Genomic DNA, 19,734 nt, shown 5'->3' with positions numbered 1-19,734 from the left:
TCCATCAACCCAAATCTTGATGAACATCACACCCTGTCCCGATAGTCATCACCCCGATCCTCTTCATTTTCTCTCATACTAAAAATAGTATGAGTTCTAATCCCTAATTATGATTCAACTACGCCTACTCCCCTTTGCCATACCCGAACTCTTCGCCCAAGCCAGCACGACGCGAACCCTTACCCAAGCTGACTGTTATGGACTCTTAGCTGCTGTCCTCGAAGATTCCCTCGTTGATGAAGAACGTGCTGCCATCGATCGGTTATTGCACGCTGTCTACAAAGGCCGCATCCATACGGTTAATGAAATTTCCGCTATCCTTTAGAAATTGCCTTGACTGATTTACTCTCAACCCCACTCTTAGAAACCGGATTAAATGCGATCCGCAGCCAGTTACGGGCAGGACAGCGAGAAATGACAGACTGGCAGGGTGGAGAATTGGCCGTCTCTGCTGTGCCTGGATCGGGTAAATCTACGGGGATGGCAGGAGCTGCGGCGATCGCCATTGCCCAAAATCGTCTCCATATCCGTCATCAACTGGTTGTCGTCACCTTTACCCGTTCAGCCGCCGCTAGTCTGAAGGGCAAAATTCGCCGCCATCTGCAAACCCTGGGTTTACCCTCCACCGGCTTTGTGGTGCATACGCTCCATGGATTAGCCCTACAAATTGCCACACGCCACCCAGAGTTATCTACCCTCAGTTTAGATGCGCTTACCCTAATTTCCCCCAATCGATCGCACCAACTGCTGCGCCAAAGTGTGGAATACTGGGCTAATAGCCATCCCCGACTCTACCAAAGGCTCCTAGAAGGCAACCAGTCAGAGGGAGAAGAAACGGAACGGTTGCGCCGTCAAGGGGTGCTGCGGACTGAAGTATTACCCAACTTAGCCTATACGGCGATCCATGAAGCCAAAAGCTCCGGTTTATTGCCCTCAGATCTCTTGGAGCTGGCGCAAATTCAGGAAAGCCAACACTCAGGAGATGACTACCCGATTTTACGCATTGCTGCTGGACTCTACGAAACCTATCAACAGCAACTGCGATCGCGCTCTTTAATTGATTATGATGACATGATTCTGGGAGCCTTGCGGGTTCTGGAAGATGTGGGCGCGAGACGGTTATGGCAAAACCAGGTGTTTGCTGTGTTTGAAGATGAAGCCCAAGACTCCAGTCCCCTACAAGCGAAATTGCTAGAGATTTTAGCCCAAGAGGATGGTGCTTTTGTAGGGGCGGGTTCCGTAGGGGCGGGTTCCGTAGGGGCGGGTTCACCCAGATCTTGGCTTCCAAACCAGAGAACCAGTGAACCCGCCCTTACCTCTAGCGAAAATACAGATCAACCCACCTCTAAACCCACCATCAATCTGATGCGGGTGGGCGATCCCAACCAAGCCATTAACTCCACATTTACGCCAGCCGATCCGATTTATTTTCGCCAATTTTGCGATCGCCTACGCACCCAAAACCAACTGATCGCCCTTGACTGTGCCGGGCGGTGTAGTCTCATTATTCTCGACGCTGCTAACTTCATGTTGCAATGGGTTAACCGGCATATTCAGCGCCAAAATCAATCCGCCCCCTTGCCCTTCAGCGTCCAACTCATTAAACCCGTACCCCCAGAAGACCCGCAACCGAACGCTAACCCAGCCCCTGAAGGCAAGGGTTTAGAACTCTATACTCCCCGTGATGTCTTCCAAACGGTAGAATGGATTGGCGATCGCATTAAAAGCCTATTTATCCAAGACCCCTATCACAATGCCGCCGTCCTAGTACGCACCAACGACCAAGGCAGGTTTATCGCCCATCAACTGCGGGAACTTTACGGAACCGAAATCAACCTCTTTGAAGTGGCTGAAAGCGATCGCCACTCCCACGTTCCCGCCGAAATCCTCAATCTCCTCAACTTCCTCCAACGTCCCCATTCCTCCGACGCACTCAAAGCAGCCCTCACCGTCCTCGTCCAGCGTCGCCTCATTCCCCCCCAAGACCTCAACGCCCTCGCCAGCTTACCCGAAGTCTTTCTCTATCCCGGCCCTCTTGACTCTCCCGGAGACGAGACCAGCAAAAGCGCCCGGCGCACCTGTCGTGCCCTCCTGCGGGCCCAACTAGACCTCCCCCCTCACCAACTCATTCCTTTTCTCGGTCTCACCCTACGCTATAGCCAAAACGAACTCGCCACTGCCGATAAACTCGCAGAACGAGTCGCCCAGCAAACCCTAGGCGAGGAGTCCCTATCAGCCCTGTTGAGAGTTCTAACTGAAATTGTGCAATCAGAACGATTTGAGCCAGTGGAAGTAGAGACCGCCGATGATTCCCCTTATATGCGGCCCAATCAGCTTACCATTATTACCATGCACAAAGCCAAGGGATTGGACTGGGATTATGTCTTTTTGCCCTTCTTGCACCAAAACATGATTCCTGGCAGTTTCTGGACTCCTCCCCAAACCCAATTTTTAGGAGAATTTAGTTTAGCCGAAGTCGCTCGCGCCCAAATACGCGCTTATTTGCATGGTGAAGCCATTCCAGAGGGAAACGAAGCTTGGGAAAAAGCAGAACAATTGAAAACTGCCGAAGAATATCGCCTACTCTATGTCGCCATGACTCGTGCTAAACGCCTCTTATGGATGTCTGCGGCTCAGAAATCTCCTTTTACTTGGAGTAAGTTTAATGTCAATCGCCAAATGAGTCTTCAAGCGCAACCGGTTTGTCCTGTATTTAATGCCTTAAAGCGTCAATTTCCTGACTCTGTGATGTCAGTTAAAAATTGAAAGTATCATCAAAGAAACTGATTGAGAGCTATACAGCAGTTTTCGCTGCTATGCGGTACATTTCGATCCCCCCAACCCCCCTTAAAAAAGGGGGCAGTAAAAGTCCCCCTTTTTAAGGGGGATTTAGGGAGATCTTTTCCGACTGTACCTCATTACCGCGCGAAGCGCTGTAATGATAAACCACTTCATGAAACCTAACGCTTTTACCAGATTACTTTTCCCACTGGCGTTTGCTCCATAGATAGCTGCGCTCTTGAGCAGTTTTAGATTTTCATTGACCTTAAAACTCTTATCTTCATCAATTTCTTCATGTTTAGAGACGAGATTAGCGGCAACCATACTGAAAGTGACAGTCTCTTTAAAAGATCTGTAGTTGCCAACACGAAACTCGATAAGCATGAGTGACTCTTGGTACTGGGTCTTTAAATCAGGAATAGGTGACCATTTTTCACCTATTGCCTGTTGACTATAGTAGCATCACCAGGAGGGAATTATGGCACACTCTTCAGGCTTATGCAATGAAGCCCTACTTTCCGCCTCCCATTAAATACAGTAGGGCCATTCTGACGGCGACTCCACTACTGACTTGTTGAGAAATGAGGCTAAATTGGGGATCGTCCATGAGATCGGAGCTAATTTCAACGCCTCGGTTGACGGGGCCGGGATGGAGAACTTTAACACTAGGTAAAGAGAGTTTGAGGCGATCGCGGGTAATGCCAAAGCGATGATGGTATTCCCTGGCACTAGGTAGTAAATGTTGAGTCATGCGCTCTTTTTGCAGACGCAAGGTCATCACAAAATCAGCATCCTGTAAAGCCGGTTCTAATGACCAATGGACAAAGACTTTTCCGGGTCTTTCTTGAGATTGAGATGATACATAGTGGGCAAAGTATGGGGGTAATAAGGTGGGCGGTGCAGCTAGGTGAACTTCACATTGAGTCGCGGTTAAACTCCAGAGATTAGAACGGGCGACCCTAGAATGAACAATATCGCCGACAATGGCAATTTTTTTACCAGAAAGTAACTCTAACCGGGGCGCTTGAGGATCGAGAAGGAAGCAGAGAGTAAAGAGATCGAGCAGTGCTTGGGAGGGGTGTTCGTGTTGACCATCCCCCGCATTGAGAACGCCGACATTAGCATTCAGGCGATCCAATTCGGCGGCGATCGCCTGGGGAACTCCTGATTCTTGATGGCGGATCACCATAATATCGGTTCCCATGGCTAGATAGGTTTTGGCGGTATCTAAGATGGTTTCCCCTTTGGAGAGGGAAGAGGAACCGGGGGTAAAATTGAGGGTGTCAGCAGATAAGCGTTTAGCGGCTAACTCGAAACTGCTGCGGGTGCGGGTGGAGGGTTCAAAAAAGAGGTTAGTGACGACTCGTCCCTGAAGCGTGGGCAGTTTTTTGGCTTTTTTAGTGGGTCGAGAAAGGACATCAGAAAAACTGGCGGCGGTCTGTAAAACGGTGTTGTAATCGTCTGGAGTGAAGTCAGCTAAGGACAGGATATGGGGATGATTAAACGACATGGGGAGAAATGGGTAATCGCTAAACTGCCATAGCTACTCTACAGGAAATTAGGCGGATCGAATCTAGGTTTTGATGAAGGGTCTGAAGTGTCACTCATTACTCCCGGATCATGCCCTTAATCTATCGCCAAGCGATCGCCCCCCTAAGTGTAGCCATCGCCCTGAGTCTGTCTGGATGTATCTCCACCCATCCCACAGAACCCACTCCTACCCCTGTGTCCCTGTCCGAACTCGCCCAAAACCCTGATGCTTCTCCGGTGGAGACGATCGCGGTGACAACATACCAGCTCGATCTCTTTTGTGAAACCTTTGTCAAAAAGGAGATTAAAGTCCCCGAACAAAATGCCCTACAAGCAACGATACATCAGCTCATAGAAGAGGGAACAACGGCTGATTTTGCGATCGCCGGTTATCGTTTGCAACCCAACCCAGCACACCATAGCCTCACTATTGATTTTCGCCTCTCTCCCCAATCTGAGCGTCTGTTTGTCTCCCTCTCTACTTGCGAGAGAATGGCCCTCTTGGGTAGCTTAGAGCAAACCTTAACCCAGTCTTCCCAGTGGAATATCCAAGAGGTAAAATTTACCGATCGCGGTGAACCGATTGGGTTTTAATGGTAAACTTTTAAGAATAATCCATTGTTTTTAAGATTGGTACTGTGGCATATAACATTGGCTTGCTAGGCTTAGGAACCGTAGGAGCAGGAACGGTTGATATTTTATTGAACCCGGAAGGACGGCATCCCCTCTTAGGTGACCTAAACTTGTATCGGGTTGGTGTGCGAGATCTGCATAAACCGAGAGCGGTAAAAGTGCCCGATGAGTTACTCACTACCGATCTCGAAGCCATTGTGACTGATGAAGCCGTGGATATTGTGGTGGAATTAATCGGCGGTTTGGAACCAGCGCGATCGCTCATTCTTCAGGCGATCGCCCATGGTAAGCATATCGTCACCGCCAACAAAGCCGTAATTTCCCGCTATGGTGATGAAATTTATGATGCGGCTAATGCCCAGGGCGTATATGTGATGCTCGAAGCGGCAGTAGGGGGAGGAATTCCGGTGATTAATCCCCTCAAACAAGCCTTGGGGGTGAACCGAATTCAATCGGTCACTGGTATCATTAACGGCACAACCAATTATATTTTGTCCCGGATGCAGCAGGAAGGCTCGGACTTTGGGGAAGTTCTCGCCGATGCCCAAAGTTTAGGCTATGCAGAAGCCGATCCGACAGCAGATGTCGATGGCTTAGATGCAGCCGATAAAATAGCCATTTTAGCCGCTCTAGCCTTTGGCGGTCGAGTCAAGCGGGAGCAAGTCTATTGTGAAGGCATTCGCTCCATCAATGCAGCCGATATTAGTTATGCTGAAAAACTGGGATTTCGGATTAAACTCTTGGCGATCGCCCGTCGAGATCCCTCCCCAGATGCGATCGATCATCTCCAAATTCGCGTCCATCCCACCCTACTACCCCATACCCATCCCCTAGCCAGCGTTAATGGTGTATTTAACGCCATCTTAGTCGAAGGTGACCCCATCGGCCCGGTGATGTTCTACGGCCAAGGAGCAGGATCTGGCCCCACCGCCAGCGCGGTTACCTCTGATATCATCAATATTGCCGCCATCCTCAAAACCGAAAGCGAACCCATTCCCCACCCCCTGCTCAGTTGCACCCATCAGCACTATTGCACCCTAACCCCGATTGAAGAGCTAGAAAGCCGCTTTTATATCCGTCTTATTGCCAAAGATCGTCCCAAAGTCATCGGTCATTTGGGGATGATTTTTGGCGATCAGGGAGTGAGTTTAGAGTCGGTGGTGCAAATTGGATTCAGGGATGATTTAGCGGAGATCGTCATTGTCACCCATGAAACCCGTGAAGGCAATTTTAGACAAGCATTAGCCGAAGTCCAGGGTTTAGAGGCAATTGACTCTGTACCCAGTGTCATCCGGGTATTATGAATATCCCGGTAGGCGGTTTCATCTAAATTTATCTAAAATAGGGTGGGCAGGAGCATAAACTCAATTAATGACCCTTCACCCTTATGCCGAGGGAAGCACGGTGACTAATCCCGAATGGCGATAATTTCAGTATACTCAAATTGATTATCGCTGGCTTTGACCAGGGGATATTGTTGACCGAATCTAGAGAGAAAGTCAGCTTCACAGCCGGGTTTAGGAGAATGATAGACTAACACATACTCTTCCTGAATGCGATCGCCCATTTCTTCCTCCACTTCCCCTCTCCACTGAGTTTTACTCACCAAAACCACAAGCTGAGAAGCCAATTTCGGCAAACTCTTCGCCACTTGACGACGATAAACCTCATCCAAACTGCCAAAAGGAGAATCCATCACCATCGGAAACGTGCTACTATCTGGCCCCAGATGCATTTGATCCTGGCTCCATTGTCTCACCCGATCCATAATTGCGCCAATAAAGGATAAACTCAGAATCTGATTTTCTCCCGTAGATGCAGCTACCGGTTGTTCAAATAACGTCGTTTTATCCAGCAAGCTTAACTCATATTTTTCACTCAGTTGGGGAGAATAAGGCGTAAAAGAAATCTCCTGAAAAATGTCTTGCACCCGCCGTTCTAGCTCTAAACGAAACTCCGTATCCAAACGATTTTTCATTTCCGTAATACAACCAATTGCCTCCGACGCTACCCGAATACGGTTTTGTGCTAACTGCTGTTTTTTCTCATTGGATTGATGCTTAGAAATTTGCTTATCTTTTTGGGCAATTTCTCCATCTAAACGTTGAATTTTCTGCTCATTGCCTCCCGTTTCCCGCTCCAACTCACTCATGCGGGATTCTGTTTGATCCAAACGTTTTTGCAGGTTTTGAATATCCAAATCAGGATAATTTCTCAAGTTGGATCTTATCGTATCTAATTGAGTTTCAATGGCAGATAAACCTTCCCGCGTTTTCATCGTTTCATCGTGCAATGAGTCAAGATTTTTCCAAAATGAATCCGCCCTATTTTCCAGCTCAGAGACTTCTCCCAACAGCTTTAAAGCACTTTCCTCTACATCCCCTACTCCTGCTTTATTCATCCATTGTGCGACTAAAGTATAAGCTTGACTTCCTGCCGCTAAATGGGTTCCACAGATACATTTTTGTTGGGCGAGTAAATCTTGAACAAATTGCTGTTTAATTCCCCTCGGTAACTCCCCCCGGTGGCGTAACTGCTCCATTAAGGCTCTAAACTTTTCAATTGCTGAGGGTAAAAATACAGTATAAGCTTGATTAGAAATTTCTCGCTTTAGATCCGATTTAAGCTGCTTTAATCTTTGCCTTAACTCCTGTTGTTGCTTCTCCAAATCAGCGCGGCGCTGTTGTAAATCTTCCGCACCACTAAGATTGCGTAACTCATTATTTAACTCTTCCTTAATATGACCATGATAACTCAACTCTTGGTCTATTTCTGCTTGGCGATCGCTTAAACTTTTCCGTTGTTTTTCTAAATCACTTTTTTCTCTTAAAAATTGTTTGGTTTGTGGATCGCCAATACTCTCTAATTCCCCTTCCAAACTTTTCTGGGCTTCCTTCAAATGTCGCAGGGCACGTTCAAAAACTTCCACCCCTAACAATTCCTTTGTTGCTTCCGAAATTTCTCCTTTTTTATCTTCCCGTCCCCAAGACTCAATTCGCTCCCCATCAAAAAAGAAATATTGATGTAAACTCTTGGGTAAAATTCGCCCAATCACCTCATCTAAAGGATGCTTGGTTAACTGCCAACGTCCATCATCTCCAGATACCCACAGAGAACACTCCGTTTGACTATATTCTACGGTTTTTCCCCGATTATAAGCTCGACAAAGCCGCTCAACCCGATAGCGCTGATAATCATGTTCAAACTGTAATTCTACAGAACATTTAACGGGTTTACCCGGCTCTACTTCCGAGAGAGAGCGTTTATTGACTAACTGATCGGGAGCTGCAAAAGCTGCTGTAAATCGTTCATATAATACCCAAGTAAATGCATTTAAAAGTGTTGTCTTACCTGCTCCATTATTGCCATGAATAACAGTAATATTCCGATCACCACTGGCAAATTTAACCTCTGGTGTTTGACCATAAAATTGCCGGAAGTTGCATAGCCTAATCGATAGTAATTTCATAGTTTATCCCCCTGATTTTTGTCCTCTCCTTCAATTCCTCTCCCACGACGCTATCCCCCCATTCCCCTATGCCATCACTAAGGTTCTCGCACTTCTTCCTTAATAATATTAAGAATATCCTCCTTAATATTACGAGGACTAGACAAATGTAGCTTATCTTTTTCCGCTTGCAATACCCGTTTGACTACCTCTTGTACCTCTGGAGAGGCTTGTTTAAGGGGTTCTAAAACCGAATCATGGGTTGAATGGGAGTGAGTAGAGGTGGTTTCATAGCCCGATTTCTTCGCGGCGAAAATTCGGGAAATCCGCCCCATAAAACCATTAGAATAAGTCACACTCATAAGCGATCCATACAAGACTGTTCTCTATTGTACCCAATCTTACAGATCTAAAAGTCCGTATTCTTTCTGAAGTCCTAATAATTGCCTGCGAGCTTCTCCCGCATTATCGGCTAAATCAGCAAACTCGACAAAGCGCTGTAACTCTTTCCTCAAGAGGTTACGCTCCACATCCCAGGTTTGTCTATCTAAAGGGGGTGGAACGACAATCATATCAAATAAGGTGGCCCGTTTTTTATGGGGATGGGGGCGTAAAATTCGCCCGCGACGCTGGATGAATTGTCGGGGATTGCGACTACTGGCGAGAATAATGGCTGTTTGAATGGCGGGAATATCAACGCCTTCATCTAAACAACGCATGGCAATTAAGCCTTGTAGTTCTCCTTGTTCAAATTGGTGGCGCAGGGTTTCCCGTTGAGATAAGGAGCTATGAGCGGTATAGGTATTGACTCGATAGCCCAATTCTACACCCAATAATTGGGTAACGGCAGCAATTTGCCGATTGGAGGCACGGCTTTGGTTTTCGGTTGCTCCATCACCACAATAGAATAGGGTATGGCTGGTTTTCAGGCGAGGTTGCATAATTTCTCGCAGTTTCTTGAGTTTATCTTCTGCATTGGCAATTAACCGCGATCGCCGGATCAATAATGCGGTTAATGTCTCATTGTCCTCTAAATCTTCCCCCGCCGCCAATGCCCAACCAATACGGGTGGTTAATTTGGCATATTTATAGGCTTCACTTTCCGTTAAATTCACCAAGACGGGATAATACAAATAATGTACCAATGCCCCTTGATCTATGGCATCTTTTAAGGTTAGTTCTGGAGGAATTACGGGGCCAAAATAGTTAAAAATAGCATCGGTTCCTGTTTGATCGAAAAACCGCTCTGGTGTTGCCGACAAACCTAACCGCAGTCCGATTTGGACAGGTAAACTTTCCTCTAGTTTCACCGTTCCCAAATTATGGACTTCATCTCCGACGATTAAAGTTTTGGGGGGAAAATAGGGCAATTGGGACTGAAAGCCATCCCCCATTAATGTAGAGTTGGTGGTAATCACACTAAGAAAGGGTTGCCTCTGGGTTTGGATATTATACAGTTGGGTGGATAAGGCTTGTTGCCAATGGCGTACACTTTCAAAGGCTAAAATGGGCCTCAGTCCAAAACGCTCACATTCTCGCCCCCATTGGGCAACTAAATGACGGTAGGGACAAACTACAATTAGGGCTTGTAAGTCAATGCATTGATAAAGTTCTGTGGCCATGGCTAAAGCGGTAATGGTTTTACCGCTTCCAGTGGCCATTTTCAGGGTTCCCCGTCCTTGATTGGCCAACCAATTTTTCACCGCTTGCTGTTGATAGGGTCGCAGTTGAATGGCATCAGGAATACGAGGAAACATCTTAAAACTGTGATAATTTTACTGAAGGAGCGCCTTTACCACCCGATCTAAACCGACGGAATGGGACGCTTTGAATAAAATGCGATCGCCCGGTTGTAGAATGGCTTTGATCCGCTCAATTACCTGTTCATGGGTTATATAGACTTCGCAGGGAATCTCCCGGATACCCTCATGAAGACCTTCTACATCTGGGTCATTTTGTAAGACGATTACTTTATCTAAAAATGGCAGTTTTTCGGCCCATTCCCCTAGTTGACGATGATATTCAAAGGAATTTTCGCCTAATTCCTTCATGGTTCCCAAGACGGCGATATGGCGTTTTCCGGGAGTTTGATCCAATAGCTCTAAGGCTGCTTTCATGGATTCTAGACCGGCATTATAGGTTTCATCGAGCAGGATGATATCGTTGGGTAGAACATAGCGTCCTGCTCGTCCCGTGGGTAGAGTGACGGATAATCCCCGTTGTAGCTGCTTCCAGTCTAATCCTAAAACCTTGGCTACGGCGATCGCCGCCAAATAGTTGGAGGCATTATGACGGCCCGGAAGCGGTAGGGGTAAGCGAATTCCTTCTAATTCCAGGGTTTCTGGATCGATCAGTTTGCCATGACAGTCTCCTCCCGTGAATCCGTAGGTGATGGTTTTTCCTGACCAGACTGTGGGCGCAGTTTTCATTAACCGCTCATTATCCGCGTTTAAAATCGCTACCGACTCTTTAGGCATTTTTGCTAATAACTCACACTTGGCTTCGGCGATCGTCTGTTCCGACCCCAACAGCCCAATATGAGCCGTTCCCACATTCACAATCACCCCTATAGTCGGCTGGGCCAACTCCGAAAGTAAGGCAATTTGACCCCGGCCGCGCATGGCCATTTCCAGCACCGCATACTTATGGGTTGCTGATAATTCTAATAAGGTTTTCGGAACTCCAATTTCATTATTGAAATTTTGTTGCGTTTTTAGAATATCCCCTGTAAAATTGCTACCCTGAAGATATCCGAGAACAGCAGCAATCAACTCTTTCGTGGTTGTTTTGCCACAAGATCCGGTGACGGCAATCACTGGAATCTTAAACTGCTTTCTCCACCAACTGCCTAGGGTTTGATAGGCAGCTAAGGTATCTTCAACTTGTAATTGAAGACCGTCATGGGGAAGAGGAGTATCGACAATGGAGGCGACTGCACCCTTGGCGATCGCCCGATCCACAAAATCATGGCCATCAAAGGTTTCTCCTCGCAAAGCCACAAAAGCCGATCCAGGAACGAGAGAACGAGTATCTGTCGAGATCGCCGTCACCTCTAAGGTTGGGTCTAATTGCGGGCCCATGATGACCGTAGCCCCTAAAACGTCAATTAACTGGGCAAGGGTTAGCTGAAATGTCATAAAAACTTAATTATTTCTTTAAGCAAGACGCGGGCCTTCATGACTGAAGTCTTACCTTTCCAGGATAGCTCATAAATTCACGTAATCTTTATAGAAAACTCGGATAAAAAGGAGGAACTTTATCAAAAATTTACAAAAAATTGGCTCAACTACGGGTAAATTGTAGAAAGGTATCATTAACCCGAATCATTTGATCCGTCAGATCGACCCGTTACTCGTGGTTTCTCCCGATCAGGCGATCACTATCTATGATCGAAAATTACCAAAATCAACGGATGCAGGGTGACCCCATTCAGGGAGAAAATAGGGAATAAACACAGTTATATAATTTACTCAAAAAAAATGGGTTAGTCTGGTTTTGAGGCTAGAAGCAGCCCCTTTACTGAAAATTATTAATCTATAGGGTCAACATACTGATTGAGTAAAATATTAAGGGGATAACCCCCACACACATGGAAACTAGGGGGATGTACAATGAATAGGACGATGATTACTGGTTATAATCCATCCAATCGAATGGCACAGGAACAGGTCATCTATGACCACTTATTGGCCTGTGTCCAAGCGGAAACACCCGATCAACTCGTCGATCGCTTTAAAAGATTATTTATTCATGGACTCGGATACGATAATCAGGAAGTGGTAGCTGCCTTAAATAGCCTAACAGCGAGTAAAGGAGCAGAAGAAGATTTCAAATTTGTGATTAATCGCTGTTGTCACATCCTGATTAACCAGTGGCGAACCCATCCCCAACACCAAAGCAGCATTCCCGATTTAGTGAACCTCTTTGACCATACCCGCAATAGTGCTGGTGGAGGCTTATCTCACATGCGCTCGGTTCATCGTCTGCGCTCCCTAGTCCAATCCTTTACGGACACAGAACAATATGTAACCCTATCTCGGTTAGCAGAAGTCTTTAGTGAATCATCCTATAAAGCTGGGGATCAAGTTCCTCTAAAACAGCTCATCCACCGCTATCCCTACCTCTATTCCCACTGCATGTTAAGCGACCAAAGCAGTTCAGAGCAACAGAATACGGTGAGACAGGTACAAACTCAAATGCAACAAAAATTTGAGCAAAACCTATCCCACTATGTCACCTATCGAGTTCGCCAAAGCCAACTGGTGCGCCTATCTTCCCCAGAAAAAGCCAAACGAATGCTCAAACCCCAAGAAAATCCTACCTTACTAGGCGATCGCGAATTAGTCGGGGCCCTTAAACATTATGTGGGTAAAGTGGAAGGATCGTATACCCATCAAGACCTAGCCCAATCCTTTATCGCCCATACCCATCAGGTGAGAACCTTCAAAGAGTACAAAGATACCCTCTATGAATATCTCTCCACCTCCGTAGACTCTAGCTATGGTAAGCGGAAATTTAACAATCAGCTTTACGATCAGCTCAGTAATACCCTCTCCGACAGCGACAATCAAAAACCCAGTGATTTCCTAGTCATCCGTACTTGTAGTCAACTGCTCAACTTTATGGTGGTTCAAGGTCAAAAAAATCCCCAACACTACACCTTTATTGACCTGCTCTCCAACAATGGGCCCACGGCTACCATTGGATTATTGCTCAAAATTGTCCTAGTCTGTCGTAAAGTTAAACCCTACTTAGAAAAGCGGTTAGCCATTCTCTATAACCACTATGAAACCTCCACTCAATCGGCTGTTTCCTGGTTGGTTCATGCTCTCGAACATATGAATATCGCTCTGAGTACCAACTTCGGTAAAGTCGATCTCTCGATCATTCGGTGAAGAGTTTTCACGCTGTAGGGGCGAAAAAATTTTCGCCCCTACCTACTGTTAAGCCGTTACCAACTCAGGACGCTTACTATTACGAATACCTGAAATCGCCTCAGCGTAGCTCGGAGCCTTAAATACGGCAGAACCAGCAACAATCGCATTCGCCCCAGCTTCCAAAACTTGCCAAGTATTATTACCCTTCAAGCCACCATCCACTTCAATCCAAGGATCGAGTCCGCGCTCATCGCAGATTTGGCGTAACTTACGAATTTTGGGAACCACTTCCGGAATAAAACTCTGTCCCCCAAACCCAGGGTTAACACTCATGATCAGAATCAAGTCGCATAATTCCAGAACATACTCAATCAACTCTAGAGGTGTAGAAGGATTCAGCACAACTCCTGCTTGCTTGCCCAACTCTCTAATCTGTCCTAGAGTCCGGTGTAAGTGGGGAGAAGCATTATGTTCAGCATGAACTGAGATAATATCCGCACCTGCCTTAGCAAAGTCTTCCACATACTTTTCGGGTTCCACAATCATCAAGTGGACATCCAGAGGTTTTTGGGTGACAGGGCGAATGGCATCTACAATTAACGGGCCGATGGTAATATTAGGAACGAACCGGCCATCCATGACATCCACATGAATCCAGTCCGCACCGGCTTCATCCACAGCTTTAATTTCTTCTCCCAGACGGCTGAAATCGGCTGACAAGATCGAAGGGGCAATAACAATGGGTTTGGACATGACGATTGGTATTCTCCAAGGCGTTGTGAATCTCTATTATTTTAACAAAGTCTTTAGCATTACCCTAGCCCTTGGTCAAGGAATTCTACAGAAACCCAGTTTTTAGGAACGCTATAATAAGCTAACCCTTATTCACCGTTGTGCGTAGGATTCATGGTTCAAACTGCCCTTTCTCCAGACCTCCTCTATCCAGATTCTGACGGGTTACCGATGGCCGAAAATACGGAGCAATATCAGTGGATTGTCCGTTTAGTGAGCAATCTCAAACATTTATTGAAAGATCGAGAAGCCTTTGTAGCCGGAGATTTGTTGTGGTATCCCCTGCAAGTACAGGAACCCCCTGCACCCTGCCAAGCACCCGATGCGATGGTAGCTTTTGGTCGTCCCCCCGGTTACCGAGGCAGTTATAAACAATGGGAAGAAGATAATATTGCTCCGCAAGTGGTGTTTGAGATTCTCTCACCGAAGAATACCCGCCGGGAAATGGCAGAAAAGCAGAAGTTTTATGAGCAATATGGGGTTTTAGAAGCGTATTACTATGATCCTGAACGCCGAGATTTTTGGGGATTTGTGCGTGAAGCTCCGGATGAGGTTTGCACGTTAATCACGGCATTATATTTACCTTGGACATCGCCCCTGTTAGAGATTCGGTTTGAGTTATTTGAGGATGGGTTATCGGTGTTCTATCCAGATGGGGAGGAGTTTAGGGAACCGGAAGCGGTTTTGCTAGAGCGCGATCAAGCGCGATTGGCACAAGAGCAGGCGCAAGCGGAACGAGATCAGGCACAAGAGAAGCTTAACCAAGCTTTGGCGAAACTTCGGGAGTTGGGTATCGATCCGGATACGCTTTAGGGGATTTAAGGGCGATCGCCCAAATCTATTGGTAAATTAGGGGTTAACTACAATTTCCTAGGAGTTATAGCCGATGATCGACAAGCTGAAATTAATGCTCTGCACCCTAGCAATTTCTGGGTTAGGGATTCCCGTATTTGCCTTTCCCCTGCTCCGATCATCGGTGGGAGATGCGGGAATTGAAGCTCAACGGTTGCATGAGTTTCCGTATAACCTAACAGGGAAAAAGATCGCCATTGGCCAGGTAGAAATCGGTCGTCCTGGGATGTTTGGCGTTGATAAGAGAATAGATCCGAGTCAGCAGATTAGCCCGATGCGGGTGTTTTTTCGGGATGCTTTTGCGGAACATAATAAGCATGTTGACCCCCATGCCCAAAATGTAGCCAGTGTGATGATTAGCTCCAATAAGCAGTTTCCTGGGGTGGCTCCAGATGCGCGACTGTATTCGACTGCTGTGGGGTCTTTGCGGCGTAGTGGCCAAGCGGAGGAGTGTCTGGCTTCCCAACATCTAGCGATGCAAAATAGCGGGGATTTAAGGGCGATTAATTTTAGTTTTGGGGAGTCTTTGAATCAAGATCCCCGACCGAATGCTGTGTTGGATGGTAATGCGCTGTTGACTCAATGTATTGATTGGTCAGCACGGGTACATAATGTGTTTTATGTGATTGCAGGCAATCAGGGCCGGGGGGGGATTTCGATTCCGACGGATACTTATAATGGGGTGACGGTGGCCTTCTCGAAGCTCTATGAGGATCGCTATTCTAAGATCGATTTTGCTAATATTGGCGATCCGAATTTGGGGAATTCGAGTCGTATTATTGGCTATGAAACGAATACAGATAACCGGCGCTCTATTGGTTTGGTGGCTCCAGGACATCAGGTTCCTTTGGTGAATTTGGATGGTACGGTGGGCTATTCGAGTGGGACGAGTTTTGCGGCTCCCCATGTGACGGCAACGATCGCTTTGTTACAAGAGTATGGAGATCGCCAATTGGCAAAAATTAAAGCCGATCCCTTAAAATCAGAACTGAGTCCCCCCTGGACGATGGCTGCTCGTCAACAAGAGGTGATGAAGGCGGTTTTACTCAATAGTGCTGATAAGATTGAGGATTTGGGGAATGGCTTAAATTTGGGCATGTCGCGCACGTTGTACGATCAAAATCATCAGTCTTGGTTGACTTCAGAAGCTTATAGTAATGCTCAGATTCCTCTGGATATTCAGATGGGGGCGGGTCATTTAAATGCCAGTCGTGCCTATGAACAGTTTAGTGCGGGCCAGTGGACTCCAGATAACCCGGTTCCGGCGATCGGTTGGAATTATGATAGTCTTGAAAACCCTGGGACTTATAAAGATTATGTGTTAGCAGCAGATTTGCCACAGGGGAGTATGCTCAGTGTTACCCTGGCTTGGAATCGTTTAGTGGAACTTCAAGATGGCAATCAAAATGAGGCTTATGATATTGGGGAAACCTTTGAAGACCGGGGACTGAATAATTTAGATGTTTTCTTGATGCCCGCAGAGTCTACGGATATTCGCGATAGTATTGGGTCTTCGATTAGTGATGTTGATAGTGTGGAACATATTTTTTATCAAATTCCCCGCACAGGAAGCTATAAAATCCGGGTTTACTATCGTCAACAGGTGAATGAGGCACAACAACCCTATGCGATTGCCTGGTGGACAGCACCGGTTAAAAATTAATATGAAAATTCTACAATCTTTGCATATGGCGATCTTAGTTTCAGACCTAGACAAAGCCGAGCATTTTTATAGTAGGGTTCTGGGTTTAACCCCAATTGATCGCCAACTCAAATTTCCGGGTATTTGGTATCAAATTGGTGACTATCAACTGCACTTGATGATCCAACCTGATGTGGAAATTACCCGATGGGATGGGCAAAAGTGGGGGCGCAATGCCCATATGGCTTTTGCTGTTGATTCCCTAGAGGAAGTGAAGCAACAATTAACTGCCTATGGCTGCAAATTTCAACTGAGTTCTTCCGGGCGATCGGCTTTATTTACGGCAGATCCCGATGGCAATATTATCGAGTTACAAGAGGCTTGAGGGAATGAATAGCTGACTCAATCTAGGGAGTGAGCTATTATATCTCCCCTTTTGTGAAGTCTATCCGAGCGTTTAAATCTATAGGGAGAGGACGATTTGCGCTCGTTCGATGAGTTCGGGAAAGAGAGCGCTAAATTCTGTTTCGGCTTGCTTTTGTGCTAGTAAGGTCATGAGGGTGGTGTAGGAAAAGAAACAGACTCCGGCTAAGTTGCGATCGCGCACCTGTTGTAGAGTTTGTTTAATTTGTCCTAGGGAGGTGTTTTGAGTGGATAGACCGAGACTGACCGGGATTTTATACTTGGCTAGGGCGATGGTCGGATGGTCTAAGGATAGCTTGGAGTCGGAGTGGATCATCAGTTCTTGAATAAAGCGATCCGTTTGCCACAGTTGCGGATCTTGGAGGGTATCGGAGAGGGAGAGATCCGCCACAAAGCTGAGGATAGCGTAGGGTTTGTGTTCTTTGATGCGGGTAGAAATTTGTTTGAGGAAGTCGGTGAGGCGATCGCGTCTCCATTTGACCCAGGCTGAATCTGGAGGGTTACTGGGGGGTTGTTTTCCCCCATGGTCTTGTTGATAAAGTTTTAGGGTGACGGCATCATAGCCTAATTCAATGGGGGGACAGAAGGAGGAGTCGAGTTGAAGGCCTTCTATTTCGTACTGACTGACCATTTCCTTGACTAAATTGAGAATAAAGGCTTGCACTTCGGGATGAAAGGGGTTGAGCCAAACATAGCTTGATGCTGCTGCGCCAAATTGGAAACTGCCATCTTGACGGGTGGCGATCCAATGGCGGCGGTTTTCTAATAAGGGGGAGTTGGCGGGAAGTTTTAGCCCCCCTTGCCACCAGCCAATGATGGCGATCCGCTTGCGCTGAGAGGCTCCGATCAGTTCTATTAGGGGATCATCCGAGGGTTGAGCCAAGCCAGTGAGCTGTTGCAGGAGGGTACTGGGGTACGGGGTTTGCCCTTGAGTCCAGAGGCTGGGATAGAGGGTGTTGAGATTAAATTGGGATAAATAGTCGATGGCGGTTTCGGTGCTGTTGGGAAAGAAGCGTAGGTGGGGAGGCAGTTGGGTTAACCAGAGTCCCCGCAGTTCTCCCGTCAGTTGTACGGGAGGGGAAAGGGTGACTTTGGCAATATATTGGTCGGGAACGGGGGAGACGCTGTTGGCTGTTTGTAGCGCTTGGGCGATCGTAGCGGCAATTTCGGCGCGGGTGGCGATCGCATGGGGACGCAGTTGTTTGACTTCTGGATAGTTGACGACTAATTCGTTTTCCGCAGCAGCCGCGATCGCCGATCGGGCATATTCGGGAATCTCATCCGCATCCTCAAAGGTTTCATTTAAGGTCATCTCTACCAGGTTTTTGGCTTCATACTTTAAGCCATTACTTAAGGCTAGTAAGGCTTGTAAGCGCGAGATCTGATCTGTGGGCTGAAAACGCCCAGTGGGATAACCGCGCAGAAATCCGGATTCATAGGCGTTGCGAATGACTCCATAGGCCCAATAGGAGGGAGGCACATCCTTAAATTGAACCCCGGTTTGCCCCGTTTTGGCATGATGGGGAAAAGCACGAGAGAGTAAGGACGCAAATTCTGCCCGGTTCATGGGAGCATCTGGCTTAAATTGTCCATTGAGATAGCCACTGATGATCTTTTGATCTGCTAGTTGTTCAATTACTGCTTGGGCCCAATGGTTGGTAATATCGGTGAATTTAGCCATAAGAATTTACACTCAAATTTCCGTTATGTAACAGCAGATCCTTATATTGGCAATCAGATGCTTGCATTTGCGTAAAGTTTAGTTGCAATTCCTTGATCTGAACTAAACCCGTGTTTATAGTAAGAACATGAAGCAAGTAAAGCTTCGTTGGCAGATTAACAGCCACTTTGTACAAAACCCAGTTAAAAGTTAAGAGGTAAATAAATCGCTGATTAACTGTTATCTGTCTCATGATAGCACGGCAGCACCCCTACTGAAACTTGAAACTTCCTAAATTAAAGAAGCAGGGAGGCAAATCAATCGTTATTCACGCCCATTTTGGTGAAGAAGGTTGGACTCCAGATAGGCTCAAATAATAACAGGAAGTTGCTCAAGAAGTAAGTAATCTGGGTGCTGTTGTCGTTTTAAAGCAATGAATCATGAATTATTAATATATTCGTAATCAATTACTTGCAATTCAGTAAAGTTTAGTTGCAATCCCTTGATCTCATTCCCAGAAATGTTTATAGTAAGAACATGAAGCAAGTAAAGCTTCGTTGGCAGATTAACAGCCACTTTGTACAAAACCCAGTTAAAAGTTAAGAGGTAAATAAATCGCTGATTAACTGTTATCTGTCTCAAGGCAAAACGGCAGCACCCCTACTAAAACTTGAAACTTCCTAAACTAGAGAAGCAGGGAGGAAAATCGGCAAGTATTCGCGCCCATTTTGGTGAAGAAAGTTGAACTCCAGATAGGCTCAAATAATAACAGGAAGTAGCTCAGGAAGTAAGTAATCCGGGTGCTGTTGTCGTTTTAAATGGCTTTAAATCAATCATAAATAGGCTGAAATTTAAAGATTAGTGATTGTGTAAAGTTTAGTTGCAATCCCTTGATCTAATGCCGAGAAATGTTTATAGTAAGAACATGAAGCAAGTAAAGCTTCGTTGGCAGATTAACAGCCACTTTGTACAAAACCCAGTTAAAAGTTAAGAGGTAAATAAATCGCTGATTAACTGTTATCTGTCTCAAGGCAAAACGGCAGCACCCCTACTAAAACTTGAAACTTCCTAAACTAGAGAAACAGGGAGGAAAATC

General features: G+C 46.4%; 15 protein-coding genes and 1 pseudogene. 8 read left to right on the top strand and 8 right to left on the bottom strand.

All coding sequences use genetic code 11. The annotated features are described in order from the left end of the window. The first annotated feature begins 109 nt into the window (after positions 1–109). Both AC3FZD_RS15400 and AC3FZD_RS15395 read left to right on the top strand, forming a co-directional pair. Positions 110–325, top strand: a complete 216-nt coding sequence (locus AC3FZD_RS15400) for a hypothetical protein (RefSeq protein WP_488736880.1) — start codon at positions 110–112, stop codon at positions 323–325. An 8-nt stretch (positions 326–333) separates the two neighbouring features. Continuing rightward, on the top strand, positions 334–2,766 hold the full coding sequence (locus AC3FZD_RS15395) for an ATP-dependent helicase (protein ID WP_488736879.1): 2,433 nt from the start codon (positions 334–336) through the stop codon (positions 2,764–2,766). 165 nt (positions 2,767–2,931) lie between these two features. On the opposite strand, the pseudogene AC3FZD_RS15390 reads toward AC3FZD_RS15395, so the two are convergent. Next, positions 2,932–3,165, bottom strand: a pseudogene (locus AC3FZD_RS15390) (AAA family ATPase); the annotation flags it as partial. A gap of 127 nt (positions 3,166–3,292) precedes the next feature. Beyond that, positions 3,293–4,291 (bottom strand): aspartate carbamoyltransferase catalytic subunit, encoded by a 999-nt coding sequence (locus tag AC3FZD_RS15385; protein WP_488736878.1) that lies wholly within the window; start codon positions 4,289–4,291, stop codon positions 3,293–3,295. Between the two features lie 110 nt (positions 4,292–4,401). On the opposite strand from AC3FZD_RS15385, the gene AC3FZD_RS15380 reads away from it, so the two are divergent. Beyond that, positions 4,402–4,905 (top strand): hypothetical protein, encoded by a 504-nt coding sequence (locus tag AC3FZD_RS15380; RefSeq protein WP_488736877.1) that lies wholly within the window; start codon positions 4,402–4,404, stop codon positions 4,903–4,905. A 44-nt stretch (positions 4,906–4,949) separates the two neighbouring features. Continuing rightward, complete coding sequence (locus tag AC3FZD_RS15375; protein WP_488736876.1) at positions 4,950–6,248, top strand: homoserine dehydrogenase; 1,299 nt, start codon at positions 4,950–4,952, stop codon at positions 6,246–6,248. Between the two features lie 104 nt (positions 6,249–6,352). Here the strand turns inward: AC3FZD_RS15375 and AC3FZD_RS15370 are convergent, their stop codons facing one another. From AC3FZD_RS15370 to AC3FZD_RS15355, 4 genes are all read right to left on the bottom strand, one after another. Beyond that, positions 6,353–8,413: an AAA family ATPase gene (locus AC3FZD_RS15370; protein ID WP_488736875.1), complete on the bottom strand. Its 2,061-nt coding sequence runs from the start codon at positions 8,411–8,413 to the stop codon at positions 6,353–6,355. Between the two features lie 77 nt (positions 8,414–8,490). Further along, positions 8,491–8,754 carry a hypothetical protein gene (locus AC3FZD_RS15365; RefSeq protein WP_488736874.1) on the bottom strand — a complete coding sequence of 88 codons (264 nt, stop codon included), beginning with the start codon at positions 8,752–8,754 and terminating at the stop codon, positions 8,491–8,493. A 39-nt stretch (positions 8,755–8,793) separates the two neighbouring features. Next, positions 8,794–10,149: a DNA phosphorothioation system restriction enzyme gene (locus AC3FZD_RS15360; protein ID WP_488736873.1), complete on the bottom strand. Its 1,356-nt coding sequence runs from the start codon at positions 10,147–10,149 to the stop codon at positions 8,794–8,796. Between the two features lie 18 nt (positions 10,150–10,167). Then, on the bottom strand, positions 10,168–11,529 hold the full coding sequence (locus AC3FZD_RS15355; RefSeq protein ID WP_488736872.1) for a UDP-N-acetylmuramoyl-tripeptide--D-alanyl-D-alanine ligase: 1,362 nt from the start codon (positions 11,527–11,529) through the stop codon (positions 10,168–10,170). A gap of 516 nt (positions 11,530–12,045) precedes the next feature. On the opposite strand from AC3FZD_RS15355, the gene AC3FZD_RS15350 reads away from it, so the two are divergent. Then, the gene (locus AC3FZD_RS15350; protein WP_488736871.1) at positions 12,046–13,287 is read left to right on the top strand and encodes a hypothetical protein; all 1,242 of its coding nucleotides are present in this window, start codon (positions 12,046–12,048) and stop codon (positions 13,285–13,287) included. 48 nt (positions 13,288–13,335) lie between these two features. Here the strand turns inward: AC3FZD_RS15350 and rpe are convergent, their stop codons facing one another. Beyond that, complete coding sequence (rpe, locus tag AC3FZD_RS15345; protein WP_488736870.1) at positions 13,336–14,022, bottom strand: ribulose-phosphate 3-epimerase; 687 nt, start codon at positions 14,020–14,022, stop codon at positions 13,336–13,338. A gap of 153 nt (positions 14,023–14,175) precedes the next feature. Here rpe and AC3FZD_RS15340 point away from each other — a divergent pair, with 153 nt between their 5' ends. The 3 genes from AC3FZD_RS15340 to AC3FZD_RS15330 all read left to right on the top strand — a co-directional run bounded on the left by AC3FZD_RS15340 (position 14,176) and on the right by AC3FZD_RS15330 (position 16,940). Next, the gene (locus AC3FZD_RS15340; protein WP_488736869.1) at positions 14,176–14,874 is read left to right on the top strand and encodes a Uma2 family endonuclease; all 699 of its coding nucleotides are present in this window, start codon (positions 14,176–14,178) and stop codon (positions 14,872–14,874) included. Positions 14,875–14,947: 73 nt separating this feature from the next. After that, on the top strand, positions 14,948–16,576 hold the full coding sequence (locus tag AC3FZD_RS15335) for a S8 family serine peptidase (RefSeq protein WP_488736868.1): 1,629 nt from the start codon (positions 14,948–14,950) through the stop codon (positions 16,574–16,576). 1 nt (position 16,577) lies between these two features. After that, positions 16,578–16,940 carry a VOC family protein gene (locus AC3FZD_RS15330; protein ID WP_488736867.1) on the top strand — a complete coding sequence of 121 codons (363 nt, stop codon included), beginning with the start codon at positions 16,578–16,580 and terminating at the stop codon, positions 16,938–16,940. Positions 16,941–17,018: 78 nt separating this feature from the next. Here AC3FZD_RS15330 and AC3FZD_RS15325 read toward each other — a convergent pair whose 3' ends face one another. Continuing rightward, complete coding sequence (locus AC3FZD_RS15325) at positions 17,019–18,659, bottom strand: glycoside hydrolase family 10-like protein (protein WP_488736866.1); 1,641 nt, start codon at positions 18,657–18,659, stop codon at positions 17,019–17,021. Positions 18,660–19,734 lie beyond the last annotated feature (1,075 nt).

The organism is Roseofilum sp. KMC-1, assembly GCF_057802075.1.
This window is presented reverse-complemented; position numbering and strand designations above follow the sequence as displayed.